The sequence below is a fragment of the Streptomyces sp. NPDC058274 genome, assembly GCF_042881375.1.
Taxonomy (GTDB): Bacteria; Actinomycetota; Actinomycetes; order Streptomycetales; family Streptomycetaceae; genus Streptomyces.
In genome coordinates this window covers 14557-28820 of sequence record NZ_JBHVXW010000031.1, presented here as the reverse complement: position 1 = coordinate 28820, position 14264 = coordinate 14557, and the positions used below count along the sequence as shown (strand labels likewise).

Annotated in this window: 15 protein-coding genes and 1 pseudogene; 13 read left to right on the top strand and 3 right to left on the bottom strand. The window is 69.5% G+C overall.

The window, feature by feature from the left end; genetic code table 11:
• Positions 1–26 precede the first annotated feature (26 nt).
• The 4 genes from ACFVYF_RS36620 to ACFVYF_RS36605 all read left to right on the top strand — a co-directional run bounded on the left by ACFVYF_RS36620 (position 27) and on the right by ACFVYF_RS36605 (position 3182).
• Positions 27–1295, top strand: a complete 1269-nt coding sequence (locus ACFVYF_RS36620; RefSeq protein ID WP_389462371.1) for an MFS transporter — start codon at positions 27–29, stop codon at positions 1293–1295.
• 47 nt (positions 1296–1342) lie between these two features.
• Positions 1343–2110 (top strand): SDR family oxidoreductase, encoded by a 768-nt coding sequence (locus ACFVYF_RS36615; RefSeq protein ID WP_389462370.1) that lies wholly within the window; start codon positions 1343–1345, stop codon positions 2108–2110.
• Between the two features lie 35 nt (positions 2111–2145).
• A complete protein-coding gene (locus ACFVYF_RS36610) occupies positions 2146–2913 on the top strand; it encodes an SDR family NAD(P)-dependent oxidoreductase (RefSeq protein ID WP_389462369.1) in 768 nt (255 codons plus the stop codon).
• Between the two features lie 128 nt (positions 2914–3041).
• Positions 3042–3182, top strand: a complete 141-nt coding sequence (locus ACFVYF_RS36605) for a hypothetical protein (protein WP_389462405.1) — start codon at positions 3042–3044, stop codon at positions 3180–3182.
• A gap of 232 nt (positions 3183–3414) precedes the next feature.
• On the opposite strand, the gene ACFVYF_RS36600 is transcribed toward ACFVYF_RS36605, so the two are convergent.
• Together ACFVYF_RS36600 and ACFVYF_RS36595 are read right to left on the bottom strand one after the other, a co-directional pair.
• Entirely contained in the window at positions 3415–3822 is a 408-nt protein-coding gene (locus ACFVYF_RS36600; RefSeq protein WP_389462368.1) for a type II toxin-antitoxin system VapC family toxin, read from the bottom strand.
• Positions 3819–4094 carry a hypothetical protein gene (locus tag ACFVYF_RS36595; protein ID WP_389462367.1) on the bottom strand — a complete coding sequence of 92 codons (276 nt, stop codon included), beginning with the start codon at positions 4092–4094 and terminating at the stop codon, positions 3819–3821. The genes ACFVYF_RS36600 and ACFVYF_RS36595 overlap by 4 nt, the downstream gene beginning before the upstream one ends.
• 528 nt (positions 4095–4622) lie before the next feature.
• Between ACFVYF_RS36595 and ACFVYF_RS36590 the strand changes: the two are divergent.
• Together ACFVYF_RS36590 and ACFVYF_RS36585 are read left to right on the top strand one after the other, a co-directional pair.
• Positions 4623–5263, top strand: a pseudogene (locus ACFVYF_RS36590) (ATP-binding protein); the annotation flags it as partial.
• Positions 5264–5520: 257 nt separating this feature from the next.
• The gene (locus ACFVYF_RS36585; protein ID WP_389462366.1) at positions 5521–6933 is read left to right on the top strand and encodes a hypothetical protein; all 1413 of its coding nucleotides are present in this window, start codon (positions 5521–5523) and stop codon (positions 6931–6933) included.
• 192 nt (positions 6934–7125) lie between these two features.
• Here ACFVYF_RS36585 and ACFVYF_RS36580 read toward each other — a convergent pair whose 3' ends face one another.
• Positions 7126–8046: a squalene/phytoene synthase family protein gene (locus ACFVYF_RS36580; RefSeq protein ID WP_389462365.1), complete on the bottom strand. Its 921-nt coding sequence runs from the start codon at positions 8044–8046 to the stop codon at positions 7126–7128.
• Between the two features lie 300 nt (positions 8047–8346).
• Between ACFVYF_RS36580 and ACFVYF_RS36575 the strand changes: the two genes are divergently transcribed.
• From ACFVYF_RS36575 to ACFVYF_RS36545, 7 genes are all read left to right on the top strand, one after another.
• Complete coding sequence (locus ACFVYF_RS36575; RefSeq protein WP_389462364.1) at positions 8347–9354, top strand: TauD/TfdA family dioxygenase; 1008 nt, start codon at positions 8347–8349, stop codon at positions 9352–9354.
• 35 nt (positions 9355–9389) lie between these two features.
• Positions 9390–9782 carry a cupin domain-containing protein gene (locus tag ACFVYF_RS36570; RefSeq protein ID WP_389462363.1) on the top strand — a complete coding sequence of 131 codons (393 nt, stop codon included), beginning with the start codon at positions 9390–9392 and terminating at the stop codon, positions 9780–9782.
• Between the two features lie 115 nt (positions 9783–9897).
• Complete coding sequence (locus ACFVYF_RS36565; protein ID WP_389462362.1) at positions 9898–11070, top strand: LeuA family protein; 1173 nt, start codon at positions 9898–9900, stop codon at positions 11068–11070.
• A gap of 14 nt (positions 11071–11084) precedes the next feature.
• Complete coding sequence (locus ACFVYF_RS36560) at positions 11085–11411, top strand: Dabb family protein (RefSeq protein WP_389462361.1); 327 nt, start codon at positions 11085–11087, stop codon at positions 11409–11411.
• Positions 11408–11842: a DUF2000 domain-containing protein gene (locus ACFVYF_RS36555; RefSeq protein ID WP_389462360.1), complete on the top strand. Its 435-nt coding sequence runs from the start codon at positions 11408–11410 to the stop codon at positions 11840–11842. The genes ACFVYF_RS36560 and ACFVYF_RS36555 overlap by 4 nt, the downstream gene beginning before the upstream one ends.
• Positions 11843–11892: 50 nt before the next feature.
• Positions 11893–13308, top strand: a complete 1416-nt coding sequence (locus tag ACFVYF_RS36550; protein WP_389462359.1) for a phenylacetate--CoA ligase family protein — start codon at positions 11893–11895, stop codon at positions 13306–13308.
• A complete protein-coding gene (locus ACFVYF_RS36545) occupies positions 13305–14255 on the top strand; it encodes a branched-chain amino acid transaminase (protein ID WP_389462358.1) in 951 nt (316 codons plus the stop codon). The genes ACFVYF_RS36550 and ACFVYF_RS36545 overlap by 4 nt, the downstream gene beginning before the upstream one ends.
• Positions 14256–14264 lie beyond the last annotated feature (9 nt).

The following is a 14264-nucleotide window of genomic DNA, read 5'->3' as shown; positions in this document are numbered from 1 at the left end:
CCCCTCGTACGGGAAGAAGTTTCCGCATGCCTTCCGCCACCGGGCCCGCCCCCGGCAAGCTCCCCTTCGTCGTCTGGGTGCTGGCCGCCGGTACGTTCCTGATGGGCACGACCGAGTTCGTCATCGCCGGACTGCTGCCCGAGATGGCCGCCGACCTCGACGTCAGCGTCTCCCATGCCGGCCTCCTGATCACCGCCTTCGCCATCGGCATGATCGTCGGCGGGCCGACCATGGCCCTGGCCACCCTGCGCCTGCCCCAACGCCACACCCTGATCGGCGCGCTGGCCGTCTTCGCACTCGGCCACGTCGTCGCCGCGCTCACCACCTCCTTCACCGTCGTCCTGGCCGCCCGGGTCGTGACCGCGCTGGCCACCGGGGCGTTCTGGGCGGTCGGATTCGTGATTGCCACCACCGCCGCTGGCCCCGGCAGCGCGACGCGGGCGGTCGGCGTGATGATGGGCGGGCTGACGCTGGCCAACGTGGTCGGGGTGCCGATCGGCTCGTTCGTCGGCCAGTTCACCGGCTGGCGCGGCCCGTTCTGGGCGCTGGCCGTCCTCGCCGCCCTGGCGGCCGTGTTCGTCGGCCGGTTCATCCCGCGCGTTGAGCAGCAGGCCGAGGTGTCGGTGCGGGCCGAGGTGCGGGCTCTGCGGCAGGGACGGCTGTGGCTGGCGCTCGCCGCCGCCGTGCTGATCATGGGCGGTGTCCTGGCGACCTACACGTACATCACGCCGCTGCTGACCGACCGGGCGGGCATCGCCGCGAGCGCGGTGCCGCTGGTGCTGATCGCCTTCGGCGTCGGCGCGCTGGCCGGTACCGCCATCGGCGGGCGTCTCGGCGACCGCCGCCCGATGGCCACGACGATCACCGCGGCGGCGGCCACCGCCGTCACGTTGCTGGTCTTGATCCCCGGCTCCAACAGCGCGGTGGCCGCCGTGGTCCTGGTGTTCGTCATGGCCCTGGCCGGGTTCACCGTCAACCCGGTCGTCACCTCCCTCGCCGTCCGCTTCGCAGGCGACGCCCCGACCCTCACCTCGGCGCTGACCACCTCCGCGTACAACACCGGCATCGCCGCCGGATCCGCGATCGCCGGCATGGCCCTGGACTCCTCCCTCGGCCTGACCGGCCCCGCCCTGGTCGGCGCCGTCTCGGCCGCGCTCACCTTGCTCCCGCTCATTGCCCTCGCGCTCAGCGGCACGTCCCACGCCGGTCGGATCGTTGCCCAGCGCACCACTCCGCCCCGTTCTGACCGTGTACGGGACGACGCCTCCTCCACACCGGTACCGCCGCGCCACTGACCTCTGACCGGGCGCGCCACGGTTCGGATCTTCGAAGGAGTACACGCATGAACGTCACCTACGACTTCCAGGGCGAGGCCGCGTTCGTCACCGGCGCCGCCTCCGGCATCGGCCGTACCACGGCCCTTGCCTTCGCCCGGGCCGGCGCGCAGGTCGCCCTCGTGGACCGGTCCGCCGACGGGCTGCGCGAGACCGCCCGCCTCCTCGGGGCCGACGGCGGCCACTCCCTCGTTCTCATCTGCGACGTCACCAGCGAGGAAGACGTCCAATCGGCGGTCGACCGGACCGTGGAGGACTTCGGACGCCTTGACGCCGCCTTCAACAACGCAGGCGTCGAGCAACCCGTCCAGTCCGCGGCCGACACCGCCAAGGACGACTGGGACCGCATCATCGGAGTCAGCCTCACCGGGGCGTTCCTGTGCACCCGGGCCCAGATCCGTCAGATGCTCCGGCAGGACGGCGGCGGCGCCATCGTCAACGTCTCCTCCGGCGCCGGCGTCAAAGGCTTCAAGGGTCAGGCCGCCTACGCCGCCGCCAAGCACGGCGTCATCGGCTTCACCCGTTCCGCCGCGCTCGACCACGCCGCCGACGGGATCCGTATCAACGCCGTGTGCCCCGGGATCATCGATGCCGAGATGATCCGCCGCTTCGGCGACACGCGCCCCGGCGGACACGACGGGCTCATCGCCGACGAACCCGTCGGCCGTCTCGGCAAGCCCGAGGAGATCGCCTCCGCCGTGCTGTGGCTGTGCTCCGACGACGCCGCCTTCACCACCGGCACCGCCCTCGTCGTCGACGGCGGCCAGACCGTCTGACCTGCCCAAGCCTCGCGAAAGGACCCCGCGTACCCATGAATCCCACCTACGACTTCAGCGGCCAGGTCGCCTTCGTCACCGGCGCCAGCTCCGGTATGGGCCTGGCCACCGCCCGCGCCTTCGCTCAGTCCGGTGCCGCCGTCGCTCTGGCCGACGTCAACGAAACCGCCCTCAACACGGCCGCCAAGCAGCTGGCCGACGAAGGCCACCAGGTGCTCGCCCTGGTCTGCGACGTCACCGACGAGGACCAGGTCGCCGCCGCGGTCGACCGCACCGTGGAGACCTTCGGCCGGCTCGACATGGCCTACAACAACGCCGGCATCCAGGTCCCGCCCACCGACGCCGCCGAGGAGAGCATCGACCAGTTCGAGAAGGTCCACGCCATCAACCTGCGCGGCATCTGGGCGTCCATGAAGCACGAGCTGCGCCACATGCGCACTCAGGGCAGCGGTGCCATCGTCAACTGCTCCTCCCTCGGCGGCCTCGTCGGACTGCCCGGCCGTGCCTCCTACCACTCCTCCAAGCACGGCGTGATCGGCCTGACCACGAGTGCCGCCATCGAGTACGCGCCGCGTGGCATCCGCATCAACGCCATCTGCCCCGGCACCATCGACACCCCCATGGTCAGCGACATGATCGCCAAGGGGGAACTCGACCGCGCCGAGGCGGAGGCGAACCAGCCCATCAACCGGCTCGGCACCGCCGACGAAATGGCCCAGGCCGTCCTGTGGCTGTGCAGCCCCGGAGCCGGCTTCGTCGTCGGCGTCGCGCTGCCCGTCGACGGCGGCTACACCGCTCAGTAATCACCCGCCGGCCCGAGCCCGCAGGACGCGCCCGGTCTGCCGGGTCGGCAACTGGGCACCTGCCTGACCTGCTCGCCCGAACAGATCCGATCCGGTATCAGCCGCCTGGCCATGGGGGCGGCCCCGCCATGCCCATCTCTCTCCTGCACGGGCGCCACTGCAGTGCTGTTGATCCTTTCCACGATGCACCCGCGATCGCCAACGCGGTCTTCAACGCCACCGGCCGCCGCATCCGCCAACTCCCCATCACCGCCGACTCCCTGCTCTGACCCGATCACCCGCACGCGCGAGCGTGCAACCCCGCGCGGCCGTCAGACCCACCCGGTGCGCAGGACAGGGCCGCTGTCGTACCCGCCCCCACGGGCCACGGCAGCGGCCCAACCCATCCGCCCGTCCCTTCGCGCCGGAGAACCTCCATGCTGAACATCGCGGACACGCGGCACACCTGGTGCCGCGAACAACGCCCCTTCGGAGCCATCGACACAGGGGGCGTCGCCTGGCTCAGACGTCCTTGATCTGTACGCGGTCGCCGCACAGTTTCGACCAGTCGTCGCGGTCCGAGGTCAGCACCAGGACGGGAGCCGGGACGCGGAGCGCCATCGCGGCGACGAGAGCGTCGATGGCGTACTTGTGGCCGTGCAGACCACCGGCGTCGCTCAGCAACTGCACTGCGGTGAGGCTGTCCGCCTGGGTGACGTCCTGGACCTGAAGACGGGAGAGCACCCAGTGCAGCCGGGCGGTATCCGTCTTCCCGTAGACGGCCTCCACCACCGTGAGAGCCGACACGAGGACGGGCACCCCTACGCGCCGAGCGGCCTCGATCCTTGTGACCATCTGGCGGTCGTTGCGCAGGAGCAGCGACAGCGCCTGGGAGTCCAGAACCAGGGACCTGGCCGCGGGTGCCTTCATGCGGCGCTGTCGCCGGACGCGTACGGTGCCGGTGCGTCGCCGAACAATTCACGCTGCGCGGCCTGGACCTCGGCCTCGCTCAACGGCTCGTGCTCGGCTTCGTAGCTGGCCACGATCTCGGCGAGGCCGTCCATCGCCAGCTGATGTCGGACCGCCTCCGTCACGTACGCGGACACGCCGCGCTTGCCGGTGCGCGTGCGCAGAGCGCCGAGGAGTTCCGAGGGCATCGAGACGGAGATGTTCTCCGTGCCGCCGGGGCGGGGTGACTTCATGAGGCCAGTCTAGTACAGGAACTATTACAACGTCGGGGTGCTGTGCAGCCCGCATCGTTGATGCGTAGTCTTGGCGCCCTTGGATCTTCTTGTACTTTGTCGCGAATTCCGTGCTGGGACGGTGCTGGGATGCGCCTGCATTTCCGCAGGTCAGAGCCTTGTGGTGGAGTTCCGGTTCAACGTCTAGCAGGCGACGCAGCACCACGTTACTGATCTGCAAACGCGCAGGTCAGAAGGGGCTCGACTCTTTTGGGTCGAGCCCCTGGTTCTTTCCGTGCTGCGTGGTGCTGCGGGTAGGCACCGTCGGACCGGTCGGTGTGGTCGGAGGCCGGCCTCCACCACACGGTGGCGGAGAAGAGAAAGTCGTAGCCCTCTGCCGCGCTCGGCAGCGCCGCGTCGACCACCCGCGTCTCCTGGTACGGCCGCTCCGTCGGCGCTGCGGGTGGTTTGGGTTCCCCCGGCTCGGACGGGTCGGCCGGCGCGCGGCCACCGCTGAGCACCGTCATCACAAGCAGCAGGGAGCCCGAGGGCCGGGAGATGGTGCTGGGACCGCTGAACCCCGCCGAGGTGGGGCGGATGCTCGGGCTGGAACCGGCGGAAGCCTTCGACGCCGCGCTGGTCACCGGCGGGTTGCCGCTGATCTGCGCGGAGTGGCCGCGGGGCACGGGGCTGTGGGACTTCCTCGGTGAGGCGCTGAGCGACCCGGTCTCGGCCCTGCTGGTGTCGGCCGAGCGTTCGCTGGCTGCCGAATTTCCCCCGCAGGCTCAGGCGCGTACGGTGCTGGCGGCCATCGGCAGTGGCGAGCGGACCTTCACCAACATCGCTCGTGCAGCCGGCGGAATCGGGGCCACACCCTTGCAGCGCGCGCTGGAGCTGCTCACGGGGGCCCCGCAGTGGGCGGCTACTGGACCCGCACCAATGACGTTGAGATCGATATCGTCGGGGCGGACCGCGCCCCCATTGCCAAGGAGCTGCTCTTCGTCGGCTCCATCAAGTGGCTGGAGCAGTCGCCCTTCGACGGGCACGATCTGGCAGCTCTCCATCGGCACCGGGCCGCCCTCACCGATGAACCTGTTCCAGTCGTGGCGGTCTCGCGCAGGGGAGTCGACTGTCCGGGGCTCGACGCCACATACGGCCCCGGAGATTTGCTGACCGCTTGGCCGCTGTGAGTGGTGGATTGCAGGCGCGGTACGGGGGTTGGTGAGCGCGATCAGACCGCGGACGTTGTTGCTGCGACATCTGATCCCTCGTCACCCGTTCACATCGTGATCACCGTTCGGTGTCGGCTGGGCTGCGGGCCGGCCGGACGTGTGAGTCAGGTCATCTTCTCTGTAGCGGGGAAGCGCTGTCATGCACACGCGTGTGCATGTAATGCTCGTGCGCAGCACGTTGGCAGGCCCCCACTGCACTCTTCCGAGGATGTACCTTGCCCAAAAACCCAAGAAATGCGCTGATACCGGCCCTGGTGGTCACCGCCCTGCTCGTCACTGGCTGCTCTGCGGCGGGAGCGGCCGGGACAGGCGCCGCGGCGGGCGGCGGAGCGGAGCCGGTGGCGGGGACGGTGGCGCCGTCTTCCTCCGCCAAGAAGGCCGGCACCTCCACCGCGGTCACCGCGTCCAAGACCACCTCGGCAGCGGTGGCCCATGCCGCCGACGGGGAGCCGTCGGCGAAGAAGTCGTCGCTGAAGGTGACTTCGTACGACGACAGCAATGGACGGGCCGTCGTCTCAGACGGTACGTCGAGCCGCAGCGCCGTGGCCGTCGGCGACGTCGTGGCCAGTGCACCGGTCCCCTCGGCCCCCGAAGGCCTGCTGGTCAAGGTCACCCGGGTGCTGGGTGAGACGGACAAGGGCACCAAGGTCGACACCGAACCGGCCACGCTCCACGAACTGCTCGGCAGCAGCAAGGTCAACGAAACGGCGTCGGTGGACCCTTCCGGCATCGAGGTCAAGGGACTCGACGCGGATGTCGAGGTCTCCGGGAAGAAGGGCAGCGGGGCCACCTTCGGTCCAGGCGGAGCGAAGGTGCCGCTGGGGAGCCTGCGTGTGGACGTCAGTGACTCGGTGCAGACCGCCGATGGCGCTTCGTCGTCCGCCAAGGCGTCGATCAAGGGCTACGTCCAGCTTGCTCCGGAAATCGAGTTCGCCTACGACGGTGACGCCCCCGGAAGCGGTGACAACCCCGACTCCGCCTACCTCGGCCTCTCCGGTGACTGGACCTCCCAGTGGGAGCTGGACGGGCAGGCGTCCGCCGCGCAGAAGGGCACGCGAGTGCCGTTCGCCGAACTGCACACCGATGTCGTGATCTACGTCGGTCCGGTGCCGGTCGTGGTCAACCTCGGCTACGTCCTCTACTACCAGGTGGATGCCGACGGAAAGGTCAGCGTCAAGGTCTCGCAGAGCGCGAAGGGCGACTTCAAGGCCGGCGGCAGCTACAGCCGGACCAAGGGGTGGACCCCGGTCAACGAGGCCGACATGACGGCCACGCCCGTCAAGTCGTCGGTGACGGCCGCGGGGAACGTGAAGGCCACGCTGGGAGCGGAGGCGTCCGTCGGCCTGTACGGGGCCGTGGACCTCACGGTCGACGTCGCACCGTACGCACGCGTCTCGGCAACGGGCCGGGGCACCGGGACCTCCGCCGGGTCCGGTGGCGCCGTGGTCGCGTGGGCGGTGTTCGGGGGCTATGACGTGACCGGAACACTCAACGCCCACCTGTCCGTCTTCAGTACGCCGATCGACAAGAGCATTCGGCTGTTCACCGTGCACGGCGAGAAGAAGCTCGACGAGGGCACCGGGACGCTCACCCCTCCGAAGAACCCGGCACTCCCCGCGCGACGTTGACGGCTTGAGGCCTGCCTGTGCCGTGTCGTCCCCGGTTCGGGGAAGCGGGGACGACACGGCCCCGCGGGTAAACGGGGACGGCACCGCCCCGCCCGTAAACGGGGACGGCACGGCTCCCGCGCGTAAACGGGGACGGCACCGCCCCGCCCGTAAACCGGGACGACACCGCCCCGCGCGGGTGGATGTTCCGGTTCAACGCCCGGCGCTTCTCGCCCTTCGGCGAGCATTCCGCAGGACCCGCAGCGTGCCCGGCAGCGGAGGGCTCGCGGAGCCGTGCAGCAGCCCCGCTCCGCGCGCCAGTGCCGCGTCGGCGGTCAGCAGCTCGATCTCGATGAACGCGTTCAGCAGGGTCCGGCCGGGAGCCGAGACCTGGGTGAGCAGCTCCTGGGCTCCCTCCAGGGCGGCCCGGGCCGCCCTGACCTCGTGCTCCACCAACAGGACGAGCCCCGGCGGCTCGTGCCCCACCGCGAGGTCGGCCACCGTGACGGAGCAACGCGCCAGCGTCTGAGCCGGAATGCCCACACGCCCTTCCGCGACGTCCTCGGCGAGATCATTGACGAAGTCCAGCCGCTGGCTGCCTTCCATGAGCGTGCGGCACATCGCCCGGTACCCGCCGTCATCGTCGTCAGGGCCCAGCAGTACGGCGACCAGCATGAAGGCGGGCAGTGAGTAGGCGTCCACGTAGGCCTGGTAGTCGGCCTCGGAGACGAAGCCGGTGAAGTCCAACTCGGCGCCGGCGGTGGACAGATACTCCTCCACCGCGCCCCGAAGCCGTGGATACGCGGCGACGGTGTGCAGCAAGGTGCGGATCAGCGGCTCGTCGGCCACTCCCGTGTCCAGCGCCTTGCGTACGTGCTGCTCCCAGGACGCCCACGCCGCGACCCGCTGCGGCTTCGAGCCGGTGTCCAGCAGGTTGTCCCCGTGGTGCATCACGGCCGTCGCGGCCACCACATGCGGCAGCACCGACGGCGGCAGCAGCAGACGGGCCGCCAGATAGGAACTACGGCGGAACCGCGCCACCAGCCGACGCCCGTCGTCGTAGTCGTTCCGGAGCTCCGGCTCCCGGACCCCGGCCGCCGTCAGGCTCCGCTTCCACGTGCTCAGCTTCGTCACCGTCCCTGGCCTTCGGAGTAAGTGGCCCAGTGGAGAGGGCAGCTGATGCTATGCCACGCACCCGTGGCCGCCGTCCGGCACGCCTCCCCCGGGGCACCTCGTGGCCGTCGCGGCGCTGAGCGGACCGGAAGAGGCCGGCCCCTTGGGTTCGCCCGTGCTCCGGGGCGCGTGTCCGGGCCCCCGCCAACGGCCCGGTCTCCTCCTTAGGTTGAGGCGGATCTCAACCGTCAGCCGATGCAGGGAACGAGCGTGCATTGGTTGAATGCTCGTGCCGAATCAAAAGAATGTGGGGGTCGGGATTTGGAAGCGCTGCTGGTTCTGACGGACAGTGAGCGGGCTCAGCTCGTCGAGAAGCTCGAAGGCGTCGAGGCCAGTCCTTACAAGGACTACCCGGCATTCAGCGAACTTATTTCCAAGGTCGTGGCCGACGGCGGAGTTCCCGCTCGGCTCCTCGAGGCGGCCGAGCAGATTCGACTCGAGCGTTCCCAGGGACTTGCCGAGGCGCATGTCCTGCGTAACTGCCCGGTGGACGAGGACCTCCCGGAGATCGGCAACGAGGATCCCTCCAGCGAGAAGAAGAGCCGGAAGATCACGTTCATCGGTGAGGGATTCCTGGAGCTGCTGGCCCAGATCACCAAGACACCGCTGCTGTCCTACGCGAATCGCTTCGGCGGCGACTTCTTCATCGACGTCATCGCCATCAACAAGTACCTGGGACAGCAGACCGGCTACAACGGCGGCGAGGTGGTGTTCCACAACGACCGCACCGCTCACCCCGTCCGGGCCGACTACATCACCCTGCTGGGCATGCGCTGCCCGACCGAGGACCTGGTCTTCACCGGCTTCGTCTCCGGCCGTCGGCTCATCGCCGAACTGTCGCCGGAAATACAGCAGGTGCTGCGCAAGCCGTACTTCATCACCCCGTTCGACGTCGTCTCCCGGGACGCGAACGCCGAGCTCGGCAGCACGCCGACGCACGCGATCCTGAGCGGGGTCTCCGCACTGCGCTACCTCGACACGCACACCTCGACCGCCCCGGACGCGCCCGTCGAGGCCAAGGACGCGCTGCTGGCGCTGAAGAACGCGCTGACCCGCGTGCCCAAGGAGCGGCACCGCATGCAGGAGGGCGACGTGCTCACGTTCGCCAACCAGCACGGCCTGCACAACCGGGAGCAGATCGAGATCAGCGACGCCCAGCGCGCGCTCGGCCGCTGGCTGCTCAAGACCTACGCCTTTGCGGACCAGGCCGCGGCCGATGCGCACAGCGACGCCTGGATCGACGGGATCCCGGGCAAAGTCGGCGACTGATCCCTGTTCTCCACTCGACCTGCAAAGGAATACGTATGTCTGATCAGGGTGACTCAAGCGCACTTCCGCAGCTTTACGGCGGCGTTCCCGGGGAGTCTTTCGGACCGGTGAACTACAAGTTCGAGCCGCTGATTCGAGATGGCCGTATCGGCGCCGAGATTCATTCGCTCTACTCGACGGAAGAAACCGGCGAGAACGGCCCCGCGGCGGCCATAGTCCGCTATCTGCCGAGTGCGCACGCTCAGCCGCACCGGCACCCCGGATACGAAATCATCTGGATCGTCGAGGGCGAGCTCGAGACCGACGACGGTGTTTATCCCGCGGGCAGCCTGCTGGTGATGCCTCCCGACAGCGTGCACACCCCGCGCAGCCCCAAGGGTGCCGTCGGACTCGTGGTGTGGGAGCAGCCGGTACGGCCTGCTCAGTGATCGGTTCGAAGCGTTGAGGGCTGTGCGGGACCTACTCGCGCAGTAGCCGTATCCGCAGAGGGCAGGGCTTCTGCGGGGAGAGCGCCGCACGGCCCTCCTTCACCCAAGGAATCACATGACCAACAAGCAAGCCGCACGACGCATCGGGATATTCGACACGACGCTGCGCGACGGAGAGCAGGCTCCCGGCAACGCCATGTCCGCGCAGGACAAGCTCGATCTGGCGCTCCGGCTCGAAGCGCTGAACGTGGACGTGATCGAGGCCGGCTTCCCGGCGTCGTCGTCCAGCGACTTCGAGGCCACCCAGGCGGTCTCCGCGGCACTGAGCCGGGCCCAGGTGGCAACGTTGTCCCGGGCCCGCAGGGACGACATCGAGAAGGCGGTCCAGGCCGCGGGCAGCCGCAACCACGTCCTGCAGATCATGGGGACCGGCAGCGACATCCACCTGGAGCACAAGCTCGGCATCACCCGGCAGCAGGCGATCGACGACGCCGTGGACGCGGCGAAGCTGGCCACCTCCCTCGGGGTGGAGACCGTGGCGGTGGGGATCGAGGACGCCACGCGCGGCGACTTCGGCTATCTCCAGCAGCTGACCGAGCGCGCGGTGGAGGCCGGGGCCCGCTATGTCCCGATCGCCGACACCTCCGGGTGCGCGTCCCCCCAGGAGTTCGGCGACCTCATCGCCAAGATCCGGGAGTGGGCGCCGGCGCCGGTGCGCATCGGCGTGCACTGCCACAACGACTTCGGCCTCGCGACCGCCAACGCGATCGCCGGACTCCAGGCCGGCGCGGACGACGTCCAGGTCACGGTCGGCGGCATCGGCGAGCGGGCCGGCAACACCGCCATGGAGGAGGTCGCCGCCCTTCTCGCCTACAAGGGCGACCAGTTGGGCCTGTACACCGAGGTCGACCTCGCCGGCATCTACGCCGTCTACAACCGTCTCCGCGAGGTCATCCGCCTAGAAGAGCCGCGGAACAAGGCCATCTTCGGCAAGTACGCGTTCGGGACGGCGGCGGGCATCCACCAGGCGGGCATGCTCCGCAACCCGGCGACGTACGAGTACGTCGAGCCGTCCCGCTTCGGCAGGGAGCGCACCCTGCTGATCAGCCGGCACTCCGGCCGGGCCGTACTGCGTCACCTGCTGAGTGAACTGGGCCTGAAGATCGACGAGTTCAAGCTGAACGAGATCTACCGCGAGTACATCGCCGAGCGGGTCGAGAGCGACTGCGAGGACATCTCCGTGCTGCGGGAACGCCTGGCCGCCGAGCTCGCTCCGGTGCCGAGCTGACCGGGGAGCACGAAATGATCAGCCACATAGTCTGTTTCCGGTTTCTGCCGGGGATCACCTGGGCGGACCCACGGGCCGTCGCGGCCGAGGCCATCTCCCGCGCCCATCCCGAGCACATCCCCGACATCGTGTCCTGGTCGGTGGGACGCAACACCACGATCCGTGAAGCCGCCCATGACTTCGCCGTGATCGGCCAGTTCGAGGACCGGGCCGCGCTCGACCGGTACCGGGTCCACCCCGACCACCAGCGGGGCGTGCGGGCCTGGACCGAGCTGAGCACGTGGGTGGTGGTCGACCTCGACGACTCCGAGGACGCGCTGCTCGCGGAGCCGGCCCGATGAGCGCCGAGTTCACGGCTTCGGAGATCACCGGCGGCAAGTGCGCGGTGGTGGTGAGCGACCAGCTTCCCGCCGGGTTGGGGGCCAACGCCGCCTCGGTCCTCACGATGACCCTGGGCCACCGGGTCCCCGGGCTGCTCGGGCCGGATGTCAAGGACGCCGACGGCGTCGTGCACCCGGGGATCGTCCTGATCCCGGTGCCCGTGCTGACCGCGTCGAACGACCGGCTCCGGGAGATCTGGGAGCTCGCCGGGCACGGCGATGTGGTCCGGGTCGGCTTCAGCTCACTGGCGCAGTCCTGCCGCACGTACGACGAGTACACCGACCGGCTGTCCGGGACGGCGACACAGGATCTCGACTTCGTCGGGGTGGGTGTGTTCGGCCCGCGGAAGCCGGTCAACAAGATCGTCGGCAGCCTTCCGCTGATGCGCTGACCTCCGCCGGCATCCGCAGACCTCAGCCACGACAGACCGAAAGGACAGCGGTGTTCACCCTCTTCAGGCCGGAACTCGAGGCCATTGCCCGCGAAGCCATCACGGAGCAGCGACAGCTCCACAAGGGCGGCTGGTCGGCCGGGGATCTGCACGCGCTGCAGATGGAGCGGGCCGCGGAGACCATCCGCTACGTCCGGGCCAACTCGGCTTTCTACCGGGACCGGTTGAGCGATGTCGGCCTCGCCCCAGCCGGGCCGATCAGCGCGCAGGAGCTCGCGGCGGTGCCGTTCACCACCAAGGACGACCTGCGCGCGGACCTGTTCGACGTCATGTCGCAGCCGATCGACAAGGCCTGGGTCTTCTACGAGACGACCGGCACGACCGGCCGCGCCACCCCGTGCCCCCGGGACGAGCGCGACTCCATCGTCAACAACACCGCCCTGACGCTGGCGTACGAGGAGATCTTCGCCCAGCACGGCGAGCGTCACGTGGTCGCGGTGATGGGGCCGACCGAACTCCACTCGACCGGCGACACCTTCGGCGACGTACTGCGCAATCTTGGCCACACCGTGGTCAAGATGTGGCCGCACTCGCCGGTCGTCGGGTTCCCGCGTGCGCTGGCCCTGCTGGAGCAGCTCGGCGTGACCGCGCTGGTGTGCACCCCCGGCATGGCCATCTCGCTGGCCAAGGCGGCCCGTGCCGCCGGTGTCGACCTGAAGTCCCGCCTCGGGATCCGGCTCATCCTCACCCTCGGTGAGCTGACCTCGCCGGCCATGCTGGAGAACCTGGGCGACCTGTGGTCGGCGAGCGTCTACAACTGCATGTACGCCTCGCAGGAGGCGTCGATCATGGCGGCCTGCCATGCGGACGGACAGCTGCACACGGTCCCGCTGAACAACTACTTCGAGGTGGTCGACCCGGAGACGGGTCAGGCGGTCGACGCGGTGAACGGGGTGCGGGAGGGCGAGCTCGTCGTCACGCACCTGTACCAGGGCGCCAAGCCCCTGGTGCGGTACCGCACCGGTGACATGGTCCGGCTCTCCGCGCAGGACGGTTCGGTCCACGAGGTGCTGCAGCCGATCGGCCGGGTCCGGGACGCGCTGCACCTGGGCGGCCGGCGGGTGACCGCCTTCGACCTGGAACAGGCTCTGTTCACCCACATCCGCGGTGTCATCGACTACTTCCTGTTCATCGACGAGGTGGACGGGCAGGACCTGGTCACCGTCAATCTCGAGCCGGCGGACGAGGCGGCGGGCCTGCGCATCGACCGGGAGGCGATCCGGCGGGCCGTCGCCGGCACCTTCGGCGTCCGCTGCGAGGTCGTACTCGGCTCCATGGACGCCATCACCAGCACCGGCGCCATGGTCAGCTGGAAGGCCGCGCGGATCCACGACCGGCGGGCCGGCGAGCCCGAGCCGGAGCGACTGGCCGCGCTGGCGATCGCCACGGGACGTGACGCGCGATGACGACCGCCGTGGCCGCACCCCTATACGCCTTCCACAACGGGGAGTTCGTGGAGGCGGCCGCCGTCCGGCTGCCGCTGAGCACACAGGCCCTGCACTACGGGACCGGTGTCTTCGAGGGCATTCGCGCGTACGCCCAGGAAGGCCCGGCCAAGCTCGCGGTGTTCCGGCTCCGGGAGCACCTGGAGCGCCTGGAACGGTCCGCCGGTACGCTGCGCATCCAACTCCCGCTCAGCACTGAGGAGTTGACCGAAGTCGTACTGGACCTGCTGCGGCGCAACAACAGCGGCGGCGACACGTACATCCGTCCTCTCGCCTACAAGCTCGCGCTCGAACCCGGCACGCCGTTCGGTGTCCGGCTGAGCGGTGTCTCCGCGCAGTTCACCGTCACCACGGTGCGGATGGGTTCGTACGTGCCGAGCGAAGGCCTGCGCTGCAAGGTGAGCACGGTCCGCCGGGTGCCGTCGGTGAGTGTCCCGTCCGGGGCGAAGATCACGGGCACCTACGCCAACAACGCGCTGGCCGTCGAGGAAGCCCATGCCGAGGGGTGCGACGACGCGCTGATGCTCGGCCTCGACGGCAACCTCACCGAGGCGAGCACGTCCAACGTCTTCGTGGTCGGCCGGGACGGAAGCGTCGCGACACCCCCGGTCACCGCCGACATCCTGCCTGGCATCACCCGGGCGACCGCCATCGAGCTGTTCGAGCGCGAGTTCGGCACAGCGGTCGAGGAGCGTCCGGTGGCCGCGGCTGAACTGGCGGAGGCCGAGGAGGTGTTCACCACCGGCACGGGGGTCGAGATCTGCCCTGTGACATCGATCGACCACCGCAAGGTCGGCACGGGACGGGCGGGGGCCGTGACCTCGAAACTCCGCGATGTCTACGACGAGGTGGTGCGCGGCCGGCGCCCCGACTACGCCTCCTGGCTCACGCCCGTCCATTCCATATGACTCCGCACG